25 protein-coding genes are annotated in these 22,350 nt (G+C 67.6%); 18 read left to right on the top strand and 7 right to left on the bottom strand.

Annotation, left to right across the window (positions count from 1 at the left end):
• Nucleotides 1-34 precede the first annotated feature (34 nt).
• From QLH51_RS10740 to queE, 7 genes are all read left to right on the top strand, one after another.
• Nucleotides 35-871 carry an ABC transporter permease gene (locus tag QLH51_RS10740; protein ID WP_125658787.1) on the top strand — a complete coding sequence of 279 codons (837 nt, stop codon included), beginning with the start codon at nucleotides 35-37 and terminating at the stop codon, nucleotides 869-871.
• A 97-nt stretch (nucleotides 872-968) separates the two neighbouring features.
• Nucleotides 969-2,159 carry an aspartate aminotransferase family protein gene (locus QLH51_RS10735; RefSeq protein ID WP_125658790.1) on the top strand — a complete coding sequence of 397 codons (1,191 nt, stop codon included), beginning with the start codon at nucleotides 969-971 and terminating at the stop codon, nucleotides 2,157-2,159.
• 143 nt (nucleotides 2,160-2,302) lie between these two features.
• Nucleotides 2,303-3,220: an ornithine carbamoyltransferase gene (gene argF, locus QLH51_RS10730; RefSeq protein ID WP_125658793.1), complete on the top strand. Its 918-nt coding sequence runs from the start codon at nucleotides 2,303-2,305 to the stop codon at nucleotides 3,218-3,220.
• A gap of 549 nt (nucleotides 3,221-3,769) precedes the next feature.
• Complete coding sequence (hslO, locus tag QLH51_RS10725; RefSeq protein WP_125658796.1) at nucleotides 3,770-4,684, top strand: Hsp33 family molecular chaperone HslO; 915 nt, start codon at nucleotides 3,770-3,772, stop codon at nucleotides 4,682-4,684.
• A 69-nt stretch (nucleotides 4,685-4,753) separates the two neighbouring features.
• The gene (locus QLH51_RS10720) at nucleotides 4,754-5,128 is read left to right on the top strand and encodes a hypothetical protein (RefSeq protein WP_164516166.1); all 375 of its coding nucleotides are present in this window, start codon (nucleotides 4,754-4,756) and stop codon (nucleotides 5,126-5,128) included.
• A 153-nt stretch (nucleotides 5,129-5,281) separates the two neighbouring features.
• Complete coding sequence (gene queC, locus QLH51_RS10715) at nucleotides 5,282-5,983, top strand: 7-cyano-7-deazaguanine synthase QueC (protein WP_125658803.1); 702 nt, start codon at nucleotides 5,282-5,284, stop codon at nucleotides 5,981-5,983.
• The gene (gene queE, locus QLH51_RS10710) at nucleotides 5,980-6,615 is read left to right on the top strand and encodes a 7-carboxy-7-deazaguanine synthase (RefSeq protein WP_125658806.1); all 636 of its coding nucleotides are present in this window, start codon (nucleotides 5,980-5,982) and stop codon (nucleotides 6,613-6,615) included. The genes queC and queE overlap by 4 nt, the downstream gene beginning before the upstream one ends.
• 6 nt (nucleotides 6,616-6,621) lie before the next feature.
• Here queE and QLH51_RS10705 read toward each other — a convergent pair whose 3' ends face one another.
• Together QLH51_RS10705 and QLH51_RS10700 are read right to left on the bottom strand one after the other, a co-directional pair.
• Nucleotides 6,622-8,202 carry a histidine kinase dimerization/phosphoacceptor domain -containing protein gene (locus QLH51_RS10705; RefSeq protein WP_206429078.1) on the bottom strand — a complete coding sequence of 527 codons (1,581 nt, stop codon included), beginning with the start codon at nucleotides 8,200-8,202 and terminating at the stop codon, nucleotides 6,622-6,624.
• 10 nt (nucleotides 8,203-8,212) lie between these two features.
• The gene (locus QLH51_RS10700; RefSeq protein ID WP_164516167.1) at nucleotides 8,213-8,383 is read right to left on the bottom strand and encodes a NepR family anti-sigma factor; all 171 of its coding nucleotides are present in this window, start codon (nucleotides 8,381-8,383) and stop codon (nucleotides 8,213-8,215) included.
• A 235-nt stretch (nucleotides 8,384-8,618) separates the two neighbouring features.
• Here QLH51_RS10700 and QLH51_RS10695 point away from each other — a divergent pair, with 235 nt between their 5' ends.
• The 3 genes from QLH51_RS10695 to QLH51_RS10685 all read left to right on the top strand — a co-directional run bounded on the left by QLH51_RS10695 (nucleotide 8,619) and on the right by QLH51_RS10685 (nucleotide 10,353).
• Nucleotides 8,619-9,425 (top strand): response regulator, encoded by an 807-nt coding sequence (locus QLH51_RS10695; protein ID WP_125658809.1) that lies wholly within the window; start codon nucleotides 8,619-8,621, stop codon nucleotides 9,423-9,425.
• Nucleotides 9,426-9,464: 39 nt separating this feature from the next.
• Entirely contained in the window at nucleotides 9,465-9,602 is a 138-nt protein-coding gene (locus QLH51_RS10690; RefSeq protein WP_164516168.1) for a hypothetical protein, read from the top strand.
• Between the two features lie 115 nt (nucleotides 9,603-9,717).
• On the top strand, nucleotides 9,718-10,353 hold the full coding sequence (locus tag QLH51_RS10685) for a sigma-70 family RNA polymerase sigma factor (protein ID WP_125658812.1): 636 nt from the start codon (nucleotides 9,718-9,720) through the stop codon (nucleotides 10,351-10,353).
• Nucleotides 10,354-10,359: 6 nt separating this feature from the next.
• Here QLH51_RS10685 and QLH51_RS10680 read toward each other — a convergent pair whose 3' ends face one another.
• Nucleotides 10,360-10,536, bottom strand: a complete 177-nt coding sequence (locus QLH51_RS10680) for a hypothetical protein (RefSeq protein ID WP_164516169.1) — start codon at nucleotides 10,534-10,536, stop codon at nucleotides 10,360-10,362.
• A gap of 86 nt (nucleotides 10,537-10,622) precedes the next feature.
• Here QLH51_RS10680 and QLH51_RS10675 point away from each other — a divergent pair, with 86 nt between their 5' ends.
• The 8 genes from QLH51_RS10675 (at nucleotide 10,623) to QLH51_RS10640 (ending at nucleotide 17,817) form a co-directional block, all read left to right on the top strand.
• Nucleotides 10,623-13,304, top strand: coding sequence for a bifunctional [glutamine synthetase] adenylyltransferase/[glutamine synthetase]-adenylyl-L-tyrosine phosphorylase (locus QLH51_RS10675; protein ID WP_206429079.1), 2,682 nt, complete (start codon nucleotides 10,623-10,625; stop codon nucleotides 13,302-13,304).
• Nucleotides 13,291-13,746, top strand: coding sequence for a peroxiredoxin (locus QLH51_RS10670; protein ID WP_125658817.1), 456 nt, complete (start codon nucleotides 13,291-13,293; stop codon nucleotides 13,744-13,746). The genes QLH51_RS10675 and QLH51_RS10670 overlap by 14 nt, the downstream gene beginning before the upstream one ends.
• A 256-nt stretch (nucleotides 13,747-14,002) precedes the next feature.
• Nucleotides 14,003-15,175, top strand: coding sequence for a M23 family metallopeptidase (locus QLH51_RS10665; RefSeq protein WP_125658820.1), 1,173 nt, complete (start codon nucleotides 14,003-14,005; stop codon nucleotides 15,173-15,175).
• Nucleotides 15,176-15,232: 57 nt separating this feature from the next.
• Nucleotides 15,233-15,571, top strand: coding sequence for a HesB/IscA family protein (locus QLH51_RS10660; RefSeq protein WP_206429080.1), 339 nt, complete (start codon nucleotides 15,233-15,235; stop codon nucleotides 15,569-15,571).
• 1 nt (nucleotide 15,572) lies between these two features.
• Entirely contained in the window at nucleotides 15,573-16,343 is a 771-nt protein-coding gene (gene xth, locus QLH51_RS10655; protein ID WP_125658826.1) for an exodeoxyribonuclease III, read from the top strand.
• Nucleotides 16,340-17,098: a transporter gene (locus QLH51_RS10650; RefSeq protein WP_125658829.1), complete on the top strand. Its 759-nt coding sequence runs from the start codon at nucleotides 16,340-16,342 to the stop codon at nucleotides 17,096-17,098. Before xth ends, QLH51_RS10650 begins: the two co-directional genes overlap by 4 nt.
• 167 nt (nucleotides 17,099-17,265) lie before the next feature.
• Complete coding sequence (locus QLH51_RS10645) at nucleotides 17,266-17,580, top strand: hypothetical protein (protein ID WP_125658832.1); 315 nt, start codon at nucleotides 17,266-17,268, stop codon at nucleotides 17,578-17,580.
• A 24-nt stretch (nucleotides 17,581-17,604) separates the two neighbouring features.
• The gene (locus QLH51_RS10640; RefSeq protein WP_125658835.1) at nucleotides 17,605-17,817 is read left to right on the top strand and encodes a hypothetical protein; all 213 of its coding nucleotides are present in this window, start codon (nucleotides 17,605-17,607) and stop codon (nucleotides 17,815-17,817) included.
• Nucleotides 17,818-17,860: 43 nt separating this feature from the next.
• Here the strand turns inward: QLH51_RS10640 and QLH51_RS10635 are convergent, their stop codons facing one another.
• From QLH51_RS10635 to lptF, 4 genes are all read right to left on the bottom strand, one after another.
• Entirely contained in the window at nucleotides 17,861-19,009 is a 1,149-nt protein-coding gene (locus tag QLH51_RS10635) for an N-acetyltransferase (protein ID WP_125658838.1), read from the bottom strand.
• Between the two features lie 111 nt (nucleotides 19,010-19,120).
• Nucleotides 19,121-19,879 (bottom strand): sterol desaturase family protein, encoded by a 759-nt coding sequence (locus QLH51_RS10630; protein WP_125658841.1) that lies wholly within the window; start codon nucleotides 19,877-19,879, stop codon nucleotides 19,121-19,123.
• A gap of 96 nt (nucleotides 19,880-19,975) precedes the next feature.
• The gene (gene lptG, locus QLH51_RS10625; RefSeq protein WP_125658844.1) at nucleotides 19,976-21,067 is read right to left on the bottom strand and encodes an LPS export ABC transporter permease LptG; all 1,092 of its coding nucleotides are present in this window, start codon (nucleotides 21,065-21,067) and stop codon (nucleotides 19,976-19,978) included.
• On the bottom strand, nucleotides 21,067-22,260 hold the full coding sequence (gene lptF, locus QLH51_RS10620) for an LPS export ABC transporter permease LptF (RefSeq protein ID WP_206429081.1): 1,194 nt from the start codon (nucleotides 22,258-22,260) through the stop codon (nucleotides 21,067-21,069). The genes lptG and lptF overlap by 1 nt, the downstream gene beginning before the upstream one ends.
• Nucleotides 22,261-22,350: the final 90 nt, after the last annotated feature.

Below are 22,350 nucleotides of genomic sequence, written 5' to 3'. Positions count from 1 at the left end.
CCGCCGCGCGCGCCAGCGATTAGGCGACACAGCCATGCAGGAACAATCCCCGTTACGCGCGAAAATCACTATCGCCGACCCCGGCGTACCGGTCATCCGGAACGTGAACTGGGGTGGACTGCGCACGCTCTATATCAAGGAGGTGCGCCGGTTCTTCAAGGTGCAGCTGCAGACGATCTGGGCGCCGGCGGTCACGACGCTGCTGTTCCTCGTCATCTTTTCGGTGGCGATGGGCGGGGCGGGGCGCACCGTGCTGGGCGTGCCGTTCCCCGATTTCGTGGCGCCGGGGCTGATCGCGATGGCGATGCTCAACAACGCCTTCGCCAATTCCAGCTTCGCGCTGCTGGTCGGCAAGATCCAGGGAACGGTGGTCGATTACCTGATGCCGCCGCTGTCGACCGGCGAGCTGCTGGCCGCGCTGGTCGGCGGGGCGGTGACGCGCGCGTTCCTCGTTGGCATCGTGCTGTGGGGGGCAATGCTGCTCTATCCCGGCGTCCATGTCATGCCGCGCCATCCCGGCGCCGTCTTGTGGTTCGGACTGTTCGGATCGACCTTCCTCGCGCTGGCCGGCGTCATGACGTCGATCTGGGCGGAAAAGTTCGACCATGCGGCCGCGATCACCAATTTCGTGATCGGCCCGCTGACGCTGCTGTCGGGCACCTTCTATTCGGTCGAGGCGCTGACCCCGCTGTTCCGGTCGATCAGCCACCTTAACCCGTTCTTCTACATCATCTCCGGCTTCCGCTACGGCTTCCTAGAACGCGCCGATTCGCCGGTGCTGGTGGGCGGCGCCGTCATCCTCGCGGCCGACATCGCGATGGCGATCGGCTGCTATGCGCTGCTGCGCTCGGGATGGAAGCTCAAGAATTGACGGCACGGCATCGGGGGCGGTACAGCGCCGCTCCGGGCGGCCCGCTTGGCCGCCCGTTTGCGTTTTGAACGCCGTTATTTCTCAAAGGAGCAGTTCGATGACGACCCCCGCGCTCATGCCCGTCTATCCACGGTGCGGCGTGCGTCCGGTCCGAGGCGAGGGCTGCTACCTGTATGGTGAGGACGGCACGCAGTATCTCGACTTCGCCGCCGGCATCGCCGTGAATGCGCTGGGCCATGGCCATCCGCACCTGACCAGGGCGATCCAGGAACAGGCCGCGACGCTGATGCATGTCAGCAACCTGTACGGTAGCCCGCAGGGCGAGGCGCTGGCGCAGCGGATCGTCGACAACAGCTTTGCCGACACGGTGTTCTTCACCAATTCGGGTGCCGAGGCGGTCGAATGCGCGATCAAGACCGCGCGCCGCTACCATTTTGCCAACGGCAATCCGCAGCGGCACACGCTCATCACCTTCAACCAGGCGTTCCACGGGCGGACGCTCGGCACGATCTCGGCCACCAATCAGGCCAAGATGCGCGACGGGTTCGAACCGCTGCTGCCCGGGTTCAGATATGCCGAGTTCAACGACCTCGACGGCGCGCTGGCGCTGATCGACGACAGCACCGCCGGGTTCCTGGTCGAACCGGTGCAGGGCGAGGGCGGCCTGCGCACCGCGACGCCCGAGTTCCTGACGGGCCTGCGCAAGGCGTGCGACGAACGCGGCCTGTTGCTGGTGCTCGACGAGGTCCAGTGCGGCTATGGCCGGACCGGCACGCTGTTCGCGCACGAACAATATGGCGTGACGCCCGATATCGTCGCGGCGGCAAAGGGCATCGGCGGCGGCTTTCCGTTCGGTGCGTGCCTCGCCACCGGGGAAGCGGCCAAGGGCATGGTGTTCGGCACCCACGGATCGACCTATGGCGGCAATCCGCTGGCGATGGCGGCGGGGCAGGCGGTGCTCGATGTGATGCTCGAACCCGCGTTCTTCGCCCATGTGAAGGCGATGGGCGACCGGCTGCGTTCCAGCCTCGAACAGATGATCCCGAACCACGACCATCTTTTTCAGGAAGTACGCGGCATGGGGCTGATGCTTGGGCTCAAGCTCAAGTCGGACAGCCGCCGCTTCGTCGCCCATCTGCGCGACCAGCATCAGCTGCTGACGGTTGCGGCGGGCGACAACGTCGTCCGCGTCCTGCCGCCGCTGGTGATCGACGAAAGCCATATCGCGCAAGCGGTGGAGAAGCTGTCGGCCGCCGCGCGGGTCTACGTGCCGGTCGCCGACGATTGATAGAAACTCCTCCCCGGTACGGGGAGGGGGACCATGCAAAGCATGGTGGAGGGGGATTGCCCCGAAGCGCGGCGTTGGTGGAGAACCCCCTCCACCGTCCTGCGGACGGTCCCCCTCCCCGTGAAGGGGAGGATTTACCCACAATGCGCCATTTCCTCGATCTCGCCTCGGCCGGTGCCGACGGCATCGCCGCCATCCTCAACGACGCGCTCGACGCGAAGGCCGCGCGGAAGGGTTGGCCGAAGGGCCGCGCCGATGCCGATGCGTCGCTCGCCGGCCATACGCTGGCCTGCGTGTTCGAGAAATCGTCGACCCGTACCCGCGTCTCGTTCGACATGGCGATGCGTCAGCTGGGTGGATCGGCGCTGGTGCTCGACGCGGGCACGACGCAGCTCGGCCGCGGCGAGACGATCGCCGATACCGCCCGCGTCCTGTCGGGCTATTGCGATGCGATCATGGTGCGGACCGACGATCCGGCCAAGCTGGGCGAAATGGTCCGCTACAGTTCGGTCCCGGTCATCAACGGCCTGACCGACCATTCGCACCCGTGCCAGATCGTCGCCGACCTGCTGACGGTGATCGAGGCGGGCAAGGCGTTGCCCGGCACGAAATGGGCGTGGCTGGGCGACGGCAACAACGTGCTGCATTCGATCGTCGAGGCGGGAGCATTGATGGGTTTCGACGTCGTCGCCGCCTGTCCCGAAGGCTATGATCCCGCGCCCGGGGTGCTGTCGGCGGCGGGCGCGCGCGCGACGATCACCCGCGATCCGGTCGCCGCGGTGCGCGATGCCGATGTCGTCGTCACCGACACGTGGATATCGATGGGGCAGGCGCATGCCGAACAGAAGCTGGCGGCGATGGCGCCATATCAGGTCGACGCTGCGCTGATGGCGCAGGCGAAGTCCGACGCGGTGTTCCTGCACTGCCTGCCCGCGCACCGCGGCGAGGAGGTGACGCCCGAGGTGATCGACGGACCGCAGTCGCACATCTGGCCCGAGGCGGAGAACCGGCTGCATGCGCAGAAGGCGATCCTGCGCTGGTGCTTCGGCCTGGTCGGCTAAGGCCGGTCGTCGTCCACGGGCGTATTGTTACCCCGGGCGTGACCGAGACCTCTGCGAAAGTCTCTAATCTGCCCATAAAGTGCATTGTACCCCCGCGCAGGCGGGGGGCAGAGCCAAGTATAAAACAACGGCTTGCGCTTGTGCCCCTGGACCCCCGCCTGCGCGGGGGTACGCTGGATCTGGTGCCGAACGTCGGCGCGCCGGCTCCTTGGACCCCCGCCTGCGCGGGGGGTACAGAAGAAGGCGAGGAATCGAAACCTTTTGCAGAGGTCTCGCCTTCGCCGGGGTACTGCGAGGAGTTGGCTCTGTTCGCGACTTTCGCAGAGGTCGCGAAGTCACCCGGGTGACGGGCGGGGCGGATCGTTCGACCGGAACCGCCCGTGGTCGCCAGGAACGACGGAATGTCGATCGCCTCCGGGCTGACCACCGCGACTGCACTACATTTCGCAACCGCAACGTAGCGCAAAGCGCTTGCGGAATCCGGTGCGGGCTACCATGTGAGTGATCGATCACAGTTTGGCCGTTTCGGCCGGGCCATGGGAGCTTCGCTTGTCTGATACCGTTCGCCTGCCGGACCTCGATCGTGCGATCGGGTTCACGCTTCCCGACCATCATGCGCGCGGTCGCGTCGTCCGGCTGGGGCCGGTCGCGCAGTCGATCCTTGCCGCCCATGCCTATCCCGCGCCGATCGAGAAGCTGCTGGCGGAATCGCTGGCGCTGACCGCGTTGCTGGGATCGACGCTGAAGGATGCCGAAGGGCAATTGACGCTGCAGGCGCAGACGCAGGGCGGCATCGTCCGGCTGATGGTGTGCGACTACAAGAACGGCGAACTGCGGGGCTATGTCGATTTCGATCGCGACCGCCTTGCCGAACTGGGCGAGGAGCCGTCGTTGTTCGCGCTGTTCGGACAGGGCTATCTGGCGATCACCTTCGATCAGGTGACGTCGGGCGAGCGCTATCAGGGGATCGTGCCGCTGGACGGCGATTCGATCGCGGCGGCGGCGGAAAGCTATTTCCTGCAATCCGAACAGATCCCGTCGCTGGTCCGCCTCGGCATCGGCGTCGACGACAATGGCGATCGGATCGCCGGGGGCATCTTCCTCCAGCATCTGCCCGAGGGCGAGGAAGGGCGCGAGCGGCTGCACGTCCGGCTCGACCATCCCGAATGGCACCATGTCGAGGCGCTGGGTTCGACCATGGGTGCCGACGAACTGGCCGATCCGATGCTGCCGCTCGAAACGCTGGTCTGGCGCCTGTTCAACGAAGAGCGCGAGGTGCGCGTGCTGGCGAGCACGCCGCTCGTCCGCGGCTGCCGCTGCGACCGGGACTATATCGCCGGCGTCATCTCCCGCTTTCCGGAGGAGGAACGGGCGGCGATGGCCGACGAGGCGGGGATCATCACCGTCGACTGCGCCTTCTGCGCGACGAAGTTTCCGCTGGCGCTGGCCGACATCGCCGCCTGACGCGGGCCATCTGGGGGAATGGACATGGGGGGATTGCCGTTACGATGTGCGCTGATCGCCGCACTGGGAATGGCGACGGCGGCCGTCGCACAGCCGGCCGCCGCGCCGACGTTGCGCGCGATGCAGGCGGTGGCGCCCGGACAATGGGCGCTGCGCAATCCCGGATCGCCCGAGGCGGCGCGCGACAGCTGCGTGTCCGATATCGCGGTGCTTTTCCGCCTGCGGCTGCGCGCCGCCCAGTGCAGCCGGTTCGTGATTGAGGATACGCCGCGTATCGCCACGGTACATTATACCTGCCCCGGATCGGGCCATGTCCGCACCACGATCCATGTCGATACGCCGCGCGCGTTGCGGATCGAGAGCGAGGGCATCGTCGACGGCATGCCGTTCGCCGATGCATATGTCGCCCGGCGGCTGGGCAATTGCGGTGCCCGGCCCCGTTAAGCGCCTGTTTAACCTGGATGGTGTAGGACAATGAAATGTCCTTGCGGGCATGCATGTTTCCCCTAGGCATGGAACCCCCTCGGGCCGCCGCAGTGCGGCCCGTTCTTTGTCCGGCGGTTGCCCTTCCTTCCCGAAAGCCCTAGCGAGCGCGGCATGACGAATACTCCCCTCAGCGTGGTGCTGGTGTCGGGCGGGCTCGACTCGATGGTGGCGGCAGCGCTGGCCCGCGAGGCCGGGCACCGGCTGCTGGCGCTGTCGATCGACTATAATCAGCGCCATCTGGTCGAACTGGCGGCGGCGCGGCGGATCGCGGCGGCGCTGGGCGCCGAACGCCATGTCGTGCTGCCGCTCGACCTGTCGGCCTTTGGCGGGTCGGCCCTGACCGATGCGTCGATCGCCGTGCCGAAGGACGGGGTGGTCGCGGATGTGATCCCGGTCACCTATGTCCCGGCGCGCAACACGATCTTCCTCAGCCTCGCGCTCGGCTGGGCGGAGGCGGCGGGCGCGCGCGACCTGTGGATCGGCGTCAACGCGCTCGATTATTCGGGCTATCCCGATTGCCGGCCCGAATTCATCGCCGGGTTCGAACGGCTTGCCGAGCTGGCGACGCGGGCAGGGGTCGAGGGCGATCCGTTCCGCATCCACGCCCCGCTCCAGACCATGACCAAGGCCGATATCGCGCGCGAGGCGGACCGGCTGGGCATCGACGCCGGCATGAGCTGGTCGTGCTACGACCCGGTCGGCGATCTCCATTGCGGCCGGTGCGACAGCTGCCGCCTGCGCGCACGCGGCTTCGTCGAGGCGGGCCTGCCCGATCCGACGCGCTATGCGGAACGGCCCGACACCGGGCGATGACCTATTCGGTCAAGGAAATGTTCCTGACTCTGCAGGGGGAGGGGGTGCATGCCGGGCGCCGGGCGGTGTTCGTGCGCTTTGCCGGATGCAATCTGTGGACCGGGCGCGAGGTGGATCGCGCCACCGCGATCTGCCGTTTCTGCGACACCGATTTCGTCGGAACCGATGGCGCGGGCGGCGGCAAGTTCGCCGACGCCCCGGCGCTGGTCGCGGCGGTGGTCGGGCACTGGGACGGCGGGGCGGAGCGGCGTTTCGTCGTGCTGACCGGCGGCGAACCGATGCTGCAGATCGACGACGCGCTGGTCGCCGCGCTGCATGATGCCGGCTTCGCCATCGCGATCGAAAGCAACGGCACGATCGCCGCGCATCCGGGCATCGACTGGGTCTGCATCAGTCCCAAGGCGGGGAGCGACGTCGTCCAGCGACGCGGCGACGAGCTGAAGTTGGTCTGGCCGCAGGCGGGGATCGACGTCGACGCGCTGGAGCGATGGGACTTCGCGCATCATCTGGTCCAGCCGATGGACGCGATCGGTCTCGAAGCGGTGAATCGCGACGCGGCGGTCGATTTTGCGATGGCGCGTCCGAAATGGCGGCTGTCGCTACAGACGCACAAGCTGCTCGGCCTGCGCTGACCGGGTTCAGCCCGCCTTCGCGGCGATCGTGATCTCATAGGCGCCGATCAGCGGATCGTGATGCAGCGGCGCGCGCAACTGGCGCGAGAGGCCGAGGATGATCCGGCCGTAGCGGCTGGCGACCAGCGCCTCCAGTTCCTCGCTCTCGACCAGCGCCGGCGAACTGGCGCGCAGCATCGCGGTGTCGGTGTCGGGCACGTGGCGCAGCGATACGCCGATCTGCGCCTCGGGATTGACCGATACCGCCAGTTCGATCAGCTCGGTCAGCAGGAACGACACCGCGACCGCGACGTCCTGCGTCACCAGCACCTGTTCGACGTTCAGCGTGATGCCCAACCTGGTCGCGCTGCCCGACGCGGTGGCACGGATGTTCGACGCCAGTTCGCCGATCACCGATTTCAGTTCGAGCCCGCGATTTTCCTCCATCTCGGCATAGTGGTTCCGATGGACGACCGCGAGCGCGTCGACGCGGCGCTGGATCGTGGCATAAGCGTCGGCCGCTGCCTCGCCATGTGCGCTGCGTGCGTGGAAATTGATAAGGCTGGCAATGACTTGCAGGTTGTTCTTCACGCGGTGATGCACTTCGCGCGTCAGCTTGGTCTGGCGCACCAGTCCGTCGGCCATCGACTGTTCGTGGCGCTCGACGGTGTGGGTCAGTTCCTGGAAGGTCTCGCCCAGATCGGCGATCTCCTGCGCCGGAACCGCGCCCAGATCGACGTCCGCCATCGGATGGCCGGGGCGATAGCGCTCGATATCGTCGCGCAACCGGCGCAGCGGCCGGATCAGCAACCGGTCGACGACGAACCAACCGATGCCGGTCGCGGCGATCCACATCACCAGCGGCAACAGCATGGCGACGATCGCCGACGACGTGAACGGCGCGCGACGCACCGCCATGGTAAAGGTCAGGTCGTCGATGCCGAGCGGAATATCGACCTGTTCGCGGCGATCGAGCCCTGCCTCGTCCGGAAGCTGGGCAAGGACGAGTTCGTCGTCCTTGCCGTGTTCCAGGCTGCCCTGGAACGGGGTGGCGAACCCGCTGGGCTGGGCGAGTTCGCGCAGCATCGTCACCGGGAAGAACGCGACAGCGCGCGCCTCGCTGACGCCGCGAATGTCGAGCACCAGCCCGCCACCGGGCACGATCTGCGCGCGGACGCCACCGGCATCGGGGGCGCCGGTCATCCGAACGGGAATCGCGGTACCGCACACCAGCCGTCCGTCGGACGAATAGATGCCGAAGCGGGCGCCGACCGATGTCTGTTGCGCGAACACACCTTCGACCCGCGCGCAGCTAGGCGAATTGGCCGGATCGGTGCTGAGCGCGGTCATCGCCACGCGCAAGGCGGTCATGTCGCCGGCAAGTTCGATCGACAACGCCCGCGACGCCTCGGTCGCCGCGACGCGCAACCGCGCGCGCAAATCGACATCGGCGATCCGCGACGTTTGCAGGGTGGCGAACAATGCGATCAGGGCGAGCGGAAGCAATGCCGCGCTGAGGATCAGCATCAGCTTGGCGCCGGTCGGTGCCCGGCGAAGCGCGGCGGTCGGACTGGGCGGCTTCAGGCGGGCGGAAGTGGTGGTCGTCACACCGCCGCGGCTATTTCAGCTTGCTCAGCAAGTCGAGCATCTCGTCGGGCACCGCTTCCCCCGCTGCATCCTGATAGACCGCGCGCAGGGCGTTCCCGAGACTGGAAGCATCCTTCTTGTCGGGCGAGGCCGCAGCGGATTTCGCGTTCGACTGCTTGGCCGCCTGTTCACCATCCTTCACGAAGCAATGCCTTCCCCCGATGCCCGGTCAAATCCCGGCACGATAATCACCTGCCGAACGACGTCTGGACAATCTGCTGTCAGCACGCCGGGCGCACATGAAACTAAAGACGCGCTCGTTGGTTCCATGATCCGACGCGAACTCGGGGGAGGCGTTTCTCCGTGCACGTATCGTTGATGTTGAAGTTTGCGGTGACGGGTCGACCGGCGCCGCGCCGAAGGAGACTTATCTGACCATGTCGCTCGGACAGCAGCTTGCGCCGCATCTTCCCTTCCTCCGGCGCTATGCCCGGGCGCTCACCGGCAGCCAGACCGAGGGCGACCAGTATGTCCGCGCGACGCTGGAAGCGATCGTCGCGGCACCGGAGGAATTCCCGCGCGACGTCGATCCGCGCCTCGGCCTGTACCGCACCTTCCAGGCGATCTGGGCGTCGTCACAGCCCGAAGCGTTCGGTGCCGCCAGCGCATCGGGCGACGAGAACGAGGCGATCGCACAGGCGCGCCTCTCGCGCATCGCGCCGCTGTCGCGTCAGGCATTGCTGCTGACCGCGATGGAAGGCTTCACGACCGAGGATGCCGCCTATCTGATCGAGGCGAGCCCGGACGAGGTCGAGGATCTGGTCGCCGAGGCGCTGCGCGAGATCGAGCAGCAGACCCGCTCGCGCGTGATGATTATCGAGGACGAGCCGCTGATCGCGATGGACCTCGAACAGATCGTCCGCGATCTGGGCCACGAAGTGACCGGCGTCGCCGTGACCCGCGACGAGGCGGTCGCGCTGGCGATGCAGGATCGTCCGGGCCTCGTGCTCGCCGACATCCAGCTTGCTGACGACAGCTCGGGCATCGATGCGGTCAAGGACATCCTGTCCGAGTTCAACGTGCCGGTCATCTTCATCACCGCCTTCCCCGAGCGGCTGCTGACCGGCGAGCGTCCCGAACCGACGTTCCTGATTACCAAGCCGTTCCAGCGTTCGACCGTCAAGGCGGCGATCAGCCAGGCGCTGTTCTTCGACGAAGCCACGGTGCCGGAAGCTGCCGAATAACGGTACGGACCCAAAACGAACTTCGGGGGTTGATAGGCGATGGCAGACGATCAAGACCGCATTCATGTCACCGCGACGGAAGCACGCGCTGGCGCAACCCCCGGCGTTACCCGCTACATCCTGATCGTGTCGCTCGTCGCCGCGATCGGCGTGATGGCGTACATCCTGCTGACCTGAAACCCCCGACGCGACCGTCCGGCACGGACCGCCGGGAGGTGCTGGCAATCGGCGTTCGGCGACCCTATGTTCGGGGCCGCCCCTCATGGGCCGACTGCGTATCGAACGGATAAGAATGACTGAATCCGATATCAGCGAGGACGCGGCGGGCGAGGTGCGGGAGCACGTCGCGTTGCCGGACCCCGAATTCAAGAAGCAACTGGCACAGGTCATCCCGCATCTGCGCGCGTTCGGCAGGTCGCTGTCGGGCAGCCGCGATCTCGCCGACGACCTGGTGCAGGAAACGCTGCTGAAGGCATGGGCCGCGCGGCAGCGGTTCCAGGCGGGCACCAACATGCGCGCATGGACCTTCATCATCCTGCGCAACCTGTATCTGTCGCAAATGCGTCGTGCGCGCTTCAAGGGCGAGTGGGACGATCTGGTCGCGGACCGCATCCTTGCGGCCCCGGCGAGCCAGGACCGCCATGTCGAGCTGGCGGACATGCAGCGCGCGCTGTTGCATCTGCCGCAGCCGCAACGCGAGGCGCTGATCCTCGTCGGCGCGGGTGGCTTCGCCTATGAGGAAGCCGCCGAAATCTGCAACGTCGCGGTCGGCACGATCAAGAGCCGCGTGGCGCGTGGCCGCGTCGCGCTGGAAGCGTTGATGACCGAGGGCAAATTGCCGTCGCGCGCCGAACAGCCGGACAATAACGGCCAGACCGTACTCGATACGATCATGGGCGAAGTGGACGACCTCAGCCGCGAGCGCTGAGGATCGTCACTCGCCGGACCAGTCGTCCAGCCGTTGCAGATACTGATCCCATATCCCCGGCAGGCGCTTGTCCTTGCCATAGACGTCGCGCAACGCCCGGCCCACGCCGTCGCCGGCGCTGGGGGACCGGACGACCTGGCCTGAAAAGGGCCGTTTGCCGGACGAGGGAACATGCGGTGCCATGTGTCTCCAACGGCCGCATCGTCGTTTCGTTTCACCCGTTTACCCGATAGTTACCGTTACTGGTCGCGTCTGGTAGCGAGGATATGATGCAGCTTTCACCGGATGTGCTGGCGCGGGTGCGCGCCGGATCGCCGTTCCTGTCGACGCTGATCGATCGCGAAAGCGAGTTTCTGGACCGCGTCGCCGGGTTCGACGGCGATATCCTGTCGGCGGTCGCGTCCACGCCCGACCTGCCGCTCGCCCGGGCGTTGCGAATCGAGCGGCGGCGCATCGCGCTTCTGGTCGCCCTCGGCGACTTGTCGGGGGCATATGACCTGACGAAGGTGACCCGGACGCTCAGCGACTTCGCCGACCGCGCGCTGCATCGCGCGATCGTGCAGGCGATCGCGGAGCGTACCCCCGGCGCCGACCCGGTCGGCTTCGCGGCGATCGCGCTGGGCAAACAGGGGAGCCACGAGCTCAACTATTCGTCCGACATCGATCCGATCCTGCTGTACGATCCCGCCGTCCTGCCGCGGCGCGAGCGCGACGATCCGTCCGAGGCGGCGGTGCGGATCGCGAAGCGCGCGGTCGAGTTGTTGCAGGCGCGCGACGGCGACGGCTATGTCCTGCGCGTCGACCTGCGGCTGCGGCCATCGCCCGAAGCGACGCCGATCGCGTTGCCGGTCGATGCGGCGGTTTCCTATTACGAATCCGCCGCGCTGCCATGGGAGCGTGCCGCCTTCATCCGGTCGCGCGCGGTGGCGGGCGACGTGGCGCTCGGCGAGCGGTTCCTCGACGCGATCCGCCCGTTCGTGTGGCGCCGCGCGCTGGACTATGGCGCGATCGGCGAAATCCGCGAGATCACGCGGCGCATCCGCGACCATTATGCGCAGGGGCAGGCGTTCGGACCGGGATACGACCTGAAGCGCGGGCGCGGCGGCATTCGCGAGGTGGAGTTCTTCGCGCAGGTCCATCAGCTGGTGCACGGCGGGCGCGATCCGGCGCTGCGGGCGCCGGCGACCCGCGACGCGCTGGCGGCGCTGGCGGCAGGTGGCCGGATCGCGCACGACGAAGCGGTCGCGATGGACGGGGCCTACACGCTGTTCCGCACGATCGAGCACCGGTTGCAGATGGTCGACGACCGCCAGACGCACAGCCTGCCCGAACACGCCGATGCGCTCGATCGCGTCGCGCGGTTGCAGGGGGTCGCGGACGGGCGGGCGTTGCTCGACCTGCTGTCGCCGCAGGTCGCGGCGGTCGGTGCGATCTATGACCGGCTCGACGGTGCCGCGACACCGCGCTTGCCGGTCGATCCGCCATCGCTGGCCGAGCGGCTGACCGCGCTCGGCTTCGCGTCGGGCGAGCGGGGGGCACGGCGGATCGCCGACTGGCGCGGCGGTGCCTATCCGGCGCTGCGCAGTCCGGCGGCACGCGCCGCGCTGGAGGACAGCCTGCCGGGATTGATCGAGGGGCTGGCGACCGCCGCCGACCCCCATGCCGCGCTGCTGCGGCTCGACGCGATGCTGGCGCGGCTGCCCAGCGCAATCAACCTGTTCCGCCTGCTGGAGGCGCAGCCGGCGCTGGCGCGGTTGTTCAGCACGATCCTGTGCCATGCGCCGACGCTGGCCGAGGCGCTGGCGCGGCGGGCGACGCTACTCGACGCGCTGATCGACGCACGCGCGCTCGAACCGGTCGGGTCGGTCGATGCGCTGGCGGCGGAGATGGGCGCGCGCGGCGGCGAAGGCTATGAACGGCTGCTCGACCATGTCCGCGACGTGGTGAACGAAAAGCGCTTCATGCTGGGCGTGCAGGTGGTGGCGGGGACGGGCGACCCGCTGGCGGTGGCGGCGGGCTATGCACGGGTGGCGGAGGCGGCGGTGCGGGTGCTGTCGGCCGCGACGATCGATGCGTTCGCCGAGCGGCACGGGCGGGTGCCGGGCAGCGAGCTGATCGTGCTGGCGCTGGGGCGGCTGGGGGGCGGGGCGTTGACCCATGCCTCCGACCTCGACCTGATCTACTGCTTCACCGGCGATTTCGCCGCCGAATCCGATGGCGCGAAGCCGTTGGGGGCGGTCCTTTATTACAACCGGCTGGCGCAGCGGCTGACGGCGGCGCTGTCGGTCCAGACCGCGTCGGGGCCGCTGTACGAGGTCGATACGCGGCTGCGGCCATCGGGTGCGCAGGGGCCGCTGGTCGTGTCGCTGGCCGGCTTCGACCGCTATCAGCGCGAGGATGCGTGGACGTGGGAGCATATGGCGCTGGCCCGGGCACGACCGATCGTCGGCTCGGCGGCGGGGCAGGCGGAGGCGGCGGCGATCATCGCGCGCGTGTTGCGCGGCGACCGGCCGGCGCGCGACATCGCGGCCGAGGCTGCGGCGATGCGGGTCGACATGGCGCGGCACAAGCCGCCCTCGGGACCGCTCGACGCCAAGCTCGCACCCGGCGGGCTGGTCGACCTCGAATTTACGGTCCACGTCACGCAGCTGCGCACCGGACGGGGGCTGGTGCCGCAGCTGGGCGAGGCGATCGACCTGCTGGTCGCCGACGGCCTGCTGCCCGCGCCGCTGCGACCGGCGCATGATTTCCTGACCCGCCTGATCGTGGCGATGCGGCTGGTCGCGCCGGACGGACAGGTGCCGTCGGCAGCGACCCAGCCGATCCTGGCGGCGGCGCTGGGCAGCCGCGACTGGCCGACGGCGCTTGCCACGCTGGAGGCGACGCGGCAGATCGTCGCCGCGGCATGGACCGCGATGGCGCGACAGGAGGGCGACGATGGAAACTGGTGACACGCTACCCGATGGCCGGCTGACCCGGGCCGACGGGACCGATATCGCGTTGCGCGACCAGATCGGGGCACCGCTCGTCCTGTATTTCTACCCCAAGGCGGACACGACCGGCTGCACGCGCGAGGCGCAGGACTTTTCGGCGCTGGCCGAAGGGTTCGCCGCGCGGAACGCGACGGTGATCGGTGTGTCGCGCGACACGTCGGCCAAATTGTCGCGCTTCGCCGAAAAACACGGGCTGACCGTCACGCTCGCCGGCGATGCCGACGGGTCGGTGTGCGAGGCGTTCGGCGTATGGGGCGAAAAGCAGATGTACGGCCGGACGTATCTGGGGATCGAGCGGGCGACGTTCCTGTTCGACGCGGCCGGAACGCTCGCCCGCCAATGGCGCAAGGTGAAGGTCGCGGGCCATGCGCAGGACGTGCTGGACGCCGTGTCGGCATGATCCGGTCGAATCGTTTGCAACGACCGTTCGACGCGCGACGACGGAACAAAGCGGCACCGGCCAAACAAGGTTAAACGACTCGCCGTACCGGCGCGACGGTTCGGCGCGACGCGCTGTCGCCGCGCTTGCGCGGGGCGGCCCGCATCCGGCAAGTCCTACACCGGTCGATACGCGGTGGGGCAACCGTCGAGACAGCAGGGTTCATCGTTCGTGTCGGCATGCCGATGCGGGCATAACGCTCGGATAGCGGGACAGAATGTCGATTACTTCCGTATTGAAAAATAACGTCGCTCCGTTCGCGGGGTTCCGTTCGATCTTCCGGACCCGCCATTTCATCCTGCACGACGGCAAGCAGCTTCGCCGCCACAGCATCTCCGGCCGGAACCAGGCCGCGGCCGCCGGGCTGGCGGCGATTACCGTCGCCTTCTCGGCCTATGGCATGGGGCAGGTGGCGATCGGTACCGCGGTCGCATCGGACGACAAGGTCGCGTCGATGCAGCAGCAGGTCGATGCGATGCGCGCCGATGTCGCCCGCCTCCACGCCGACGCCCGCGCGCACGCCGCCCGGCTCGACAAGCGACAGGCGGCACTGGCCGCGGTGCTGACCGGTGGTGACGATGTCGACGGCCTCGCCCTCGCCGCGCTTCACCAGCAGCCTGCCAGCGAAGCCAGCCTCGTCACCCGCCCGTTCGACCGGGTCGCCCGGCAGCAGGCGGCGATGGCGGTGCAGGCAAAGGCGATGGCCGATGCCCGCTATGCCGATACCGCGCGGACGCTGCGCAGGCTGGGGCTGAACCCGCGTCGCGTGATGCCGGCGATGGGCGGTCCGTACGAGCCGGTCGACGCCGCGACCGCCGCTGCCGCCACCGCCGCGTCGGCGACCGCCGATGCGCAGGCCGATGCCCAGTTCCGCGCGCTGTTCCTAAGCTGGAAGAAGCTCGACACGATCGAGCGTGCCGCGATCTCGATCCCGTCCTATCAGCCGGTCGCCAGCCTGTCGTTCACCAGTAATTTCGGGGTCCGTTCCGACCCGTTCCGCGGCACCGCCGCGATGCACGCCGGCGTCGACATCCCCGGTCCGATCGGCACCCCGGTCTATGCCACCGCCGATGGCGTCATCGCCCGCGCCGAACGCGCCGGCGGCTATGGCAACCTGATCGAGGTCAATCATGGCAAGGGCATCGCGACCCGCTATGGCCATCTTTCGAAGATCATCGTGCGCGATCACGAGCGGGTGAAGCGCGGGCAGCTGATCGGGCTGATGGGTTCGACCGGCCGTTCGACCGGCAGCCACCTGCATTACGAAGTCCGCATCGACGGTTCGGCGGTCAATCCGGCGCCGTATCTGCAGGCCGGGCAGCTGGCGATGGCGGCCGACCGGGCGCAGCGGCAGCGGCTGGCGATGGGTGGTCCTGTCGTCGCCGAATAAAGCGCCGTACCGCCTGCGCCGGTTGCCGTCCGGGCGCCATGCGCTTATCTGCACGGCATGGATATGACCGTGACCGACGTGACCCTGTCCGCTGCCGCCGCGGCGCGCGTGGCGGCGATTGCCGCGAAGCAGGAAAAGCCCGCGATCCTGCGCCTGTCGGTCGAGGGCGGCGGGTGTTCGGGGTTCCAGTATCGCTTCGGCCTGGCCGACAGCATCGATGCCGATGACAGCGTCGCCGAAACCGACGGCGTGAAGCTGGTCGTCGATACCGTCAGCCTCGATCTGGTCCGCGGCAGCGAGGTCGATTTCGTCGAATCGCTGGGTGGCGCGGCGTTCCGCGTGACCAACCCGCAGGCGGCGTCGGGCTGTGGCTGCGGCACCAGCTTCGCGGTCTGACGTGCGGATCGTCACCTACAACGTCAACGGCATCAAGGCGCGACTGCCCCGGCTGATCGAGTATCTGACCGAGGAACAGCCCGACATCGTCTGTCTGCAGGAGCTGAAATCCAGCGACGAAACCTTTCCCGAGGCGGATATCCGCGCGGCGGGCTATGGCGCATTGTGGCATGGGCAAAAGGGGTTCAACGGCGTCGCGGTGCTGGCGCGCGGAGCTGATCCGGTAGAGCGGTTGCGCGGCCTCGCCGGCGAGCCCGAGGACGAACACAGCCGCTATCTGGAGGCGGATGTCGGCGGGCTGGTGGTCGCGTCGATCTACCTGCCGAACGGCAACCCGCAGCCGGGACCGAAATTCGACTACAAGCTGCGCTGGATCGACCGGCTGCGGGCGCGGGCGGCGTTGCTGCTCGCCGAGGAACGCGCCGTGGTGCTGGCGGGCGATTACAACGTCATTCCGAATGACGACGATGTGTTCTCGGTCCGTGCGATGCAGGACGACGCGCTGATGCAGCCCGAATCGCGCGCCGGCTATCGCGGCCTAGTCTCGCAGGGCTGGACCGATGCGTTGCGCACCCGCTTTCCGAAGGGCGGAGTGTGGACCTTCTGGGACTATCAGGCGGGGGCGTGGCAGCGTGACGCCGGGTTCCGTATCGACCATCTGCTGCTCAGCCCGATCGCTGCCGACCGGCTGGTCGATGCCGGCGTCGACAAGGGCTATCGCGGACGCGAGAAGGCGAGCGACCACGCGCCGACCTGGGTCCGACTGCGTTGAAGCGCGCGGGCGTCGCCCTGTGGGGCATGGCCGTCCTGCTGCCGACCTCTGCATCGGCGCGCGATTATTGTTCGACCCGGCCCAGTCTCGGCCAGTCGGCCTGCACGATCGATGCCGGGCGCGTGGCGATCGAGACCGCCCTGTCCGACTGGGAGCGCGACGGCGATGCCGACACCGTCCTGTTCGGCGATACGCTGGTCCGGCTGGGCCTGACCGACCGGATCGAATTGCAGGCCGACTGGGCGCCGGTGGGCGTCGTGCGCGATCGCGCGACCGGTGGCCGGACCGCACGGACGGGCGATCTCGAAATCGGCAGCCGCATCGCGCTGCGCAACCCGGATGGCAAGGGGCTGTCCTACGGCCTGCAACCGTCGGTCACCGTGCCGACGGGCCGGTCGCCGGTCGGTTCGGGCGGGTGGGGCGCCAGCCTGATCGCGCCGGTCAGCTATGACCTGACCGACAGGCTGAACCTGCAATTCTCGCCGGAGATCGCGACGATGCCGCGTGAGGATCGCGGTGGGAACATGGCCGTCGCTACCGCCACGCTGGGGCTGGGCATCGTCGTCAGCGACAAATGTCAGGTCACGGTCGAGGGGCAATGGGCGCACGACGACATGGCGACCGAACACCGCGCGGCGCTGGCGGTCGCGTGGCAGTTGTCCGACGATTTCTTCGTAGATGCGGGCGGTGTCGCGGGGCTCGACCACGATACGCCCGCCCTCCGGGTCTATAGCGGTTTGTCGCACCGCTTCTGATTGCCAATATTTGGCGTATGCTACTGCCAGTTGGCGGTGTTCATCACATTTACATTTGTAGTCAAAAGCTAAGTACCTGTAATTGGCTGTTTTTGAAAACTGGCACAGTCACTGCAAAGACTGATGCAACTCCGGCAACACGCCGGAATGCACAGGGAGACAGCATCATGACCGCCATTCGCTTCGCCACGTCGATCGTCCTCGGCCTCGTTGCCACCACGTCGGCCTTCGCCGCCGAACCCGACGCCGCGCCTGCCGCGACCACGACTGCCGCCACGACGGCGGCCACCACCGTCGGTGGTGGCACCGTCACGGTTCGCGCCGGCAAGGACGCCCTGGCGTACAAGGGCGCGCGCAACGCCCGCTACTGCTTCCGCGCCGAAGCCGTCACCGGGAGCCATATTCGCCGGACCCTGTGCAATACGCGCGCGAACTGGGAAGCGATGGGCGTCGATCTCGACGCGGCGCTCGCCGGTCGCTGATCGGGCAGCAGGGAGGACATTCCGATGACCATCGCAACGCTGCTCGCCGCATTGTTCGCCGCAACCAGCCAGACGCCCGCACCACCCGCGGGGGCGACCACACCGCCCGTCAAGGTCATGCGCTACTGCATTCGCGACCGTCGCGAAGGGGCGATCGATCGCCGCCGGATCTGCCGGACGCGCGAAGCGTGGCAGGCGCGCGGATTCGACCCCGTCGTCGCACTCGGCGGACGCTGAGCGTCGACCGCTGCCGCCGGGCCGACCGCCCGGCGACGCGCCGTCACAAGGTGCGTTCGTACATCTGGTAGACGCGGTTGATCCTGCTATCGATCGTCGTCGCGATCGCGTTCATCCCCTGATTGTCGTCGAGCACCCAGCCGATCTCGCCGCGCGACGCACCGAACTTCGCCACCGCGTCGCGGCGGATATATTCGATCATCATGAAGGCCAGCTGGCTCGCCATCCGCGACGCCTGCAACCGCTTGACCACCCCCATAAGCGGCACGCGCATCGTCCGCGCCTTGGGCGCGCGCAGCCACAGCAGCAGCTTCAGCCAGTTGAACGGCAGCAGCGATCCGCCCATCGGCTTGAGCGGTTCGTTCATGTCGGGCAGGGTAATCATGAACGCGACCGGCTCGCCGTCCAGCTCGGCGATGCGGATCAGGTCCTCGAACACCAGCGGCTTCAGCTTCTTGCCGACATCGTCGACTTCGGGCTGGGTCAGCGGTACGAAACCCCAGTTGTCCGACCATGCGTCGTTCAGGATGCGCAGGATGATCTCCGCCTCATCGGCGAACTTGGCCTTGTTCACCCGGCGGATGCGGATGCGGTCGTTCTTTTCGCCCGCTGCGACGATGCGCTGGACGATCGGCGGAAAATCCGTGGTGATGTCGAGGTCGTAGGTGACGAGCTGCTTGACCGGGGCATAGCCGGCACCTTCGATCCATCCCTGATATTGCGGCAGGTGATGGCCCATCAGCACCGTCGGGCTGTGGTCATGCCCCTGAATCAGCAGGCCGGGTTCCTCCCAGATCGACAGCGCGCACGGGCCGATCGCGCGCGTCATGCCCTTGCCGCGCAGCCACTGCTCGGCCTGCGCGATCAGTGCGTTGGCGGTCGCCTCGTCCTCCGCCTCGAACATGCCCCAGAAGCCGACGCCGGGGCCGAAGCCCTTGTCGCTCGGCATGGTCAGCGCCAGCGTGTCGAGATGCGCCGATACCCGCCCGACGACCTTGCCCGCGCGCTCGGCGATATAGAGTTGCGCCTCGGCATGGCTGAACCAGCCGTTCTTCTTCGGATCGATCTGTCCGGCGACCTCGGTCTTGAGCGGCGGCACCCAGTGCGGGTCGTTGGCGTAGAGGCGATAGGGGAGCGCGATGAACGCCTTGCGATCGGCAGCGGTTACGACCGGACGGACGGTGATCGACATGGCTCTCCCCCAAAACAGCAACGGGGCGGCAATGCGCCGCCCCGAGGCAAACTTCAAATGACAAATCGGTCATCCGCGCCGGTTCGCCGGCGTCCGATGATCCGCCCCGGATCAGTCGCGGTAGCGGGGATGCCCCTTGGCAACGCCGCCCGACAGCTCGGCGACCTTCGGATATTGCTTCGCCACCTCCTCGGTATAGCCGAGGTTGAAGACGGTCGGGCTCTTCTCCGGCCGTTCCGACCGCTCGTAATGGGTACCGAACACCTTGTCCCAGAAGAAGTTGGTGATGCCGAAATTGCCATGTTCGTCATGGAAATGGTGCGCCATGTGCTTGCGCTTCCATTCGACCAGCAGCTTGTTCTTGGGCTTGTAGGCCAGATGCTGGATGCAGTGGCAGAATTCGTAGAAACAGGTCGTCAGCAGGCCGGTCGCCAGCGCCGCCATCGCCCCGCCGAACCCTCCGATCGCATAGCCGATCGGGGCGGTCGCGATCGCAATCGCCGGCAGCGTGGTGTGCAGCGCGCCGAACAGCACTTCGAGTTGGTTCGGGTCCTGATGATGGTCGTAATGGATCCGCTTCCACGTCGCGGCCAGCGGCGAGAACTTGAACATCCAGTTCGAATGCAGCACCCAGCGGTGGAGCGCGTACCACACCAGCGGATAGGCGACGACCGCGATGCCGATCGACGCCAGCGTCGGAACCAGCGGTGCCGGCGACCAGGCGAACAGCCCGATCGCGACGAAGGCGAGCGCGATATAGGCGATGATCGCCGGATACTGAAAATACGCGACGACCAGCTGCCTGAAGGTCATCTTGTCGAGATGGTGCGACTTCTTCCAGAAGCCCTGCTTCCCGGTGATCGCGTTCATCGGCCTAACTTCCTCAATCCAATCCCTTAACCGGACGATTCGCCCATGATGCCCGCATTGCCCGCGCTTTGCGGCCAAAGTGGGACGGCAAGGGGGCTATTCCTCGGTCCGGATGAGCACCGCCTCGCCGATCAGGAAGAACAGCAGGAACGGTGCCCATGCCGCTAGGAACGGCGGGTAGGCCCCAAGGTTGCCCATCGCGAGCGCGAAATTGTCCGCCACGAAATAGGTGAACCCCAGCGCCATGCCAATGACCGCGCGCACGAACAATTTGCCCGACCGCGCGACGCCGAACGCCGCGACCGCCGCCAGCAGCGGCATGAGGACCGCCGACAGCGGCCCGGACAGCTTGTGCCACAACGCACCCTCCAGCGCCTTGGTAGGGCGCCCCGCCTCGACCAGATCGTCGATCGCGGTCGACAGCTGGTGGAACGACAGGCCATCGGGATCGACATTCTGGAGCGTGAACTGGTCGGGCCGTACCCCGCCGGCGATCCGCAGCGACCCCAACCGTTCGCGCACGCCGGTCGCGACGGTGAAGCGCTCGGCATTGTCGATCCGCCACGCCCCGTTCTCGCGCCAGCCACGGCTGGCGGTGATGAGCGCGCGCAGCGAACTGCCCTCGCGGCTGTAGACGGTGATGCCGCGCAGCCGGGTCGCCTCGCCGCGGCCCGCGACCCGCGCGGCCTGGATCAGGTTGTCGCCGTCGCGCACCCACACATTGGTCCGCTCGCCCCGGTCGACCGGCATCGGGCCATAGTCGACATTGTCCCACACGGTCAGCGTCGCGGTCGCGCGCGCCACCACGCGTTCGTTGAACGCGAACGAGACCGCCGCGACGCCGAAGCTGGCGAGGATCAGCGGCGCCAGCACCTGATGCGCCGACAGGCCGCCGGCCTTCAGGCTGATGATCTCGCTGTTCTGGTTCAGCTGGGTCAGCGTCAGGATGGTGCCGAGCAGCACCGAGAAGGGCAGAAACCGCGCGATGATCTGCGGCGTGCGCAGCGAGACGTAGCGCAGGACCTCCGCCTGTCCGTTGCCGGGATGGGCGAGGATCTTGCCGCTCTCGCTGAGCAGGTCGAGCGCCTGGAGCACCAGCACCAGCGCGAACAGGATGGCGAAGGTCCGCACGAGGAACAGCCGTGCCATGTAGATCGCGACCGTCGCGGACGGAAAGAAGCTGCGCATCACGCCGCCGCCTTGCGCTTGCCGGGCAGATAGCGGCCGATGAACTTGCCGATCTTGGCGGCGCCGCGTTCCAGGCCGCCGATCGGCTCCCCGCCGGGGACGCGCGCGATCACCCAGTACAGGCGCAGCACCAGCGCGGCGAACAGCAGGAACGGCACCCACAATGCGATGATCGGGTCGATCCGGCCCAGACCGCCGACCGCTTCGCCATATTCGTTGACCTTGTGATAGGTCACGATGATGACGATCGAAAGGAACACGCCCAGCGCCGAGGACGACCGCTTGGGCGGCACGCCCAGCGCCAGCGCCAGCATCGGCAGCAGGAACATCGTCGCCACCTCCGCCAGACGGAAGTGGAAGTTCGCGCGCGCGCCGTCGCGATCCTCCTCGCTGACGTTGGGGTTCTGGCCGGTGATGGCGAGCTGCGGCAGCGTCTGTTCGAGATCGCGTCCGCCGCGCGGGCGGAAGCTGCCGAACTTGGGCAGATCGATCGGCAGGTCGTGCGCGGTGAAGGTCAGCGTCCGGGGAACCCGGAAATCGGGTGCGTTATGGATCAGCGTGCCGTTGGTCAGGCGGAAGATGATCGTGTCGGGATCGGGGGAGCGCAGGAACTGGCCGCGCTCGGCAGTCACCCCGAGCCACTGCCCATTGGGGCGGCTGGCCTGCACGAAGATGCCGCGCAGGTCGGATCCTGAGTTGCGGCTTTCCTCGATCCGCAGCGTCATGCGCTCGCCCAGCCTGGTGAACTCGCCCACCTTGATCGATGCGCCGAGCGCGCCGGTGCGCAGTTCGAAGCGCAGCGCCTCGTAATTGTAGCGTGCCAGCGGCTGGACGAAGCCGACGATCGCCAGGTTCGCCGCCGCCAGCACCGTCGCGTACAGGAACGGCACGCGCAGCAGCCGCCAATAGCTCATGCCGACGCCCAGCATCACGTCGAGCTCGGACGAGGTGGCAAGCTTGCGAAAGGCGAGCAGGATGCCGAGCATCAGCCCGATCGGGATGCCGAGCCCCAGATATTCGGGCAGCAGGTTGGCGAGCATCCGCCACACGACGCTGACCGGCCCGCCCTCCGCGGCGACGAAATCGAACAGCCGCAGCATCCGGTCGAGGACGAGCAGCATCGCCGAGATCAGCAGCGTCGAGAAGAGCGGCACCGCGATCAGCCGGGCCATGTAGCGATCGATCGATGGCATGGCGCAAGGCTATAGCGAAGGTGCGGGGGGAAGCTAGTCCCAAGAAATCCTCCCCGGCACGGGGAGGGGGACCGCCGCGCAGCGGTGGTG

Origin of the sequence: Sphingomonas sp. 2R-10 (assembly GCF_030062225.1) — a bacterium.
Taxonomy (GTDB): Bacteria; Pseudomonadota; Alphaproteobacteria; order Sphingomonadales; family Sphingomonadaceae; genus Sphingomonas.
This window is presented reverse-complemented; position numbering and strand designations above follow the sequence as displayed.

What these genes read in the sequence shown, in the direction of transcription:
- queC (WP_125658803.1), top strand. Translation starts at nt 5,282, where the DNA reads ATGACGAATACTCCCCTCAGCGTGGTGCTGGTGTCGGGCGGGCTCGAC.
- QLH51_RS10695 (WP_125658809.1), top strand. Translation starts at nt 8,619, where the DNA reads ATGTCGCTCGGACAGCAGCTTGCGCCGCATCTTCCCTTCCTCCGGCGC.
- QLH51_RS10740 (WP_125658787.1), top strand. Translation starts at nt 35, where the DNA reads ATGCAGGAACAATCCCCGTTACGCGCGAAAATCACTATCGCCGACCCC.
- QLH51_RS10720 (WP_164516166.1), top strand. Translation starts at nt 4,754, where the DNA reads ATGGCGACGGCGGCCGTCGCACAGCCGGCCGCCGCGCCGACGTTGCGC.
- queE (WP_125658806.1), top strand. Translation starts at nt 5,980, where the DNA reads ATGACCTATTCGGTCAAGGAAATGTTCCTGACTCTGCAGGGGGAGGGG.
- argF (WP_125658793.1), top strand. Translation starts at nt 2,303, where the DNA reads ATGCGCCATTTCCTCGATCTCGCCTCGGCCGGTGCCGACGGCATCGCC.
- QLH51_RS10690 (WP_164516168.1), top strand. Translation starts at nt 9,465, where the DNA reads ATGGCAGACGATCAAGACCGCATTCATGTCACCGCGACGGAAGCACGC.
- QLH51_RS10630 (WP_125658841.1), bottom strand. Translation starts at nt 19,879, where the DNA reads ATGAACGCGATCACCGGGAAGCAGGGCTTCTGGAAGAAGTCGCACCAT.
- lptG (WP_125658844.1), bottom strand. Translation starts at nt 21,067, where the DNA reads ATGCGCAGCTTCTTTCCGTCCGCGACGGTCGCGATCTACATGGCACGG.
- QLH51_RS10640 (WP_125658835.1), top strand. Translation starts at nt 17,605, where the DNA reads ATGACCATCGCAACGCTGCTCGCCGCATTGTTCGCCGCAACCAGCCAG.
- QLH51_RS10735 (WP_125658790.1), top strand. Translation starts at nt 969, where the DNA reads ATGACGACCCCCGCGCTCATGCCCGTCTATCCACGGTGCGGCGTGCGT.
- lptF (WP_206429081.1), bottom strand. Translation starts at nt 22,260, where the DNA reads ATGCCATCGATCGATCGCTACATGGCCCGGCTGATCGCGGTGCCGCTC.
- QLH51_RS10670 (WP_125658817.1), top strand. Translation starts at nt 13,291, where the DNA reads ATGGAAACTGGTGACACGCTACCCGATGGCCGGCTGACCCGGGCCGAC.
- QLH51_RS10665 (WP_125658820.1), top strand. Translation starts at nt 14,003, where the DNA reads ATGTCGATTACTTCCGTATTGAAAAATAACGTCGCTCCGTTCGCGGGG.
- QLH51_RS10685 (WP_125658812.1), top strand. Translation starts at nt 9,718, where the DNA reads ATGACTGAATCCGATATCAGCGAGGACGCGGCGGGCGAGGTGCGGGAG.
- QLH51_RS10645 (WP_125658832.1), top strand. Translation starts at nt 17,266, where the DNA reads ATGACCGCCATTCGCTTCGCCACGTCGATCGTCCTCGGCCTCGTTGCC.
- QLH51_RS10660 (WP_206429080.1), top strand. Translation starts at nt 15,233, where the DNA reads ATGGATATGACCGTGACCGACGTGACCCTGTCCGCTGCCGCCGCGGCG.
- QLH51_RS10675 (WP_206429079.1), top strand. Translation starts at nt 10,623, where the DNA reads ATGCAGCTTTCACCGGATGTGCTGGCGCGGGTGCGCGCCGGATCGCCG.
- QLH51_RS10680 (WP_164516169.1), bottom strand. Translation starts at nt 10,536, where the DNA reads ATGGCACCGCATGTTCCCTCGTCCGGCAAACGGCCCTTTTCAGGCCAG.
- QLH51_RS10635 (WP_125658838.1), bottom strand. Translation starts at nt 19,009, where the DNA reads ATGTCGATCACCGTCCGTCCGGTCGTAACCGCTGCCGATCGCAAGGCG.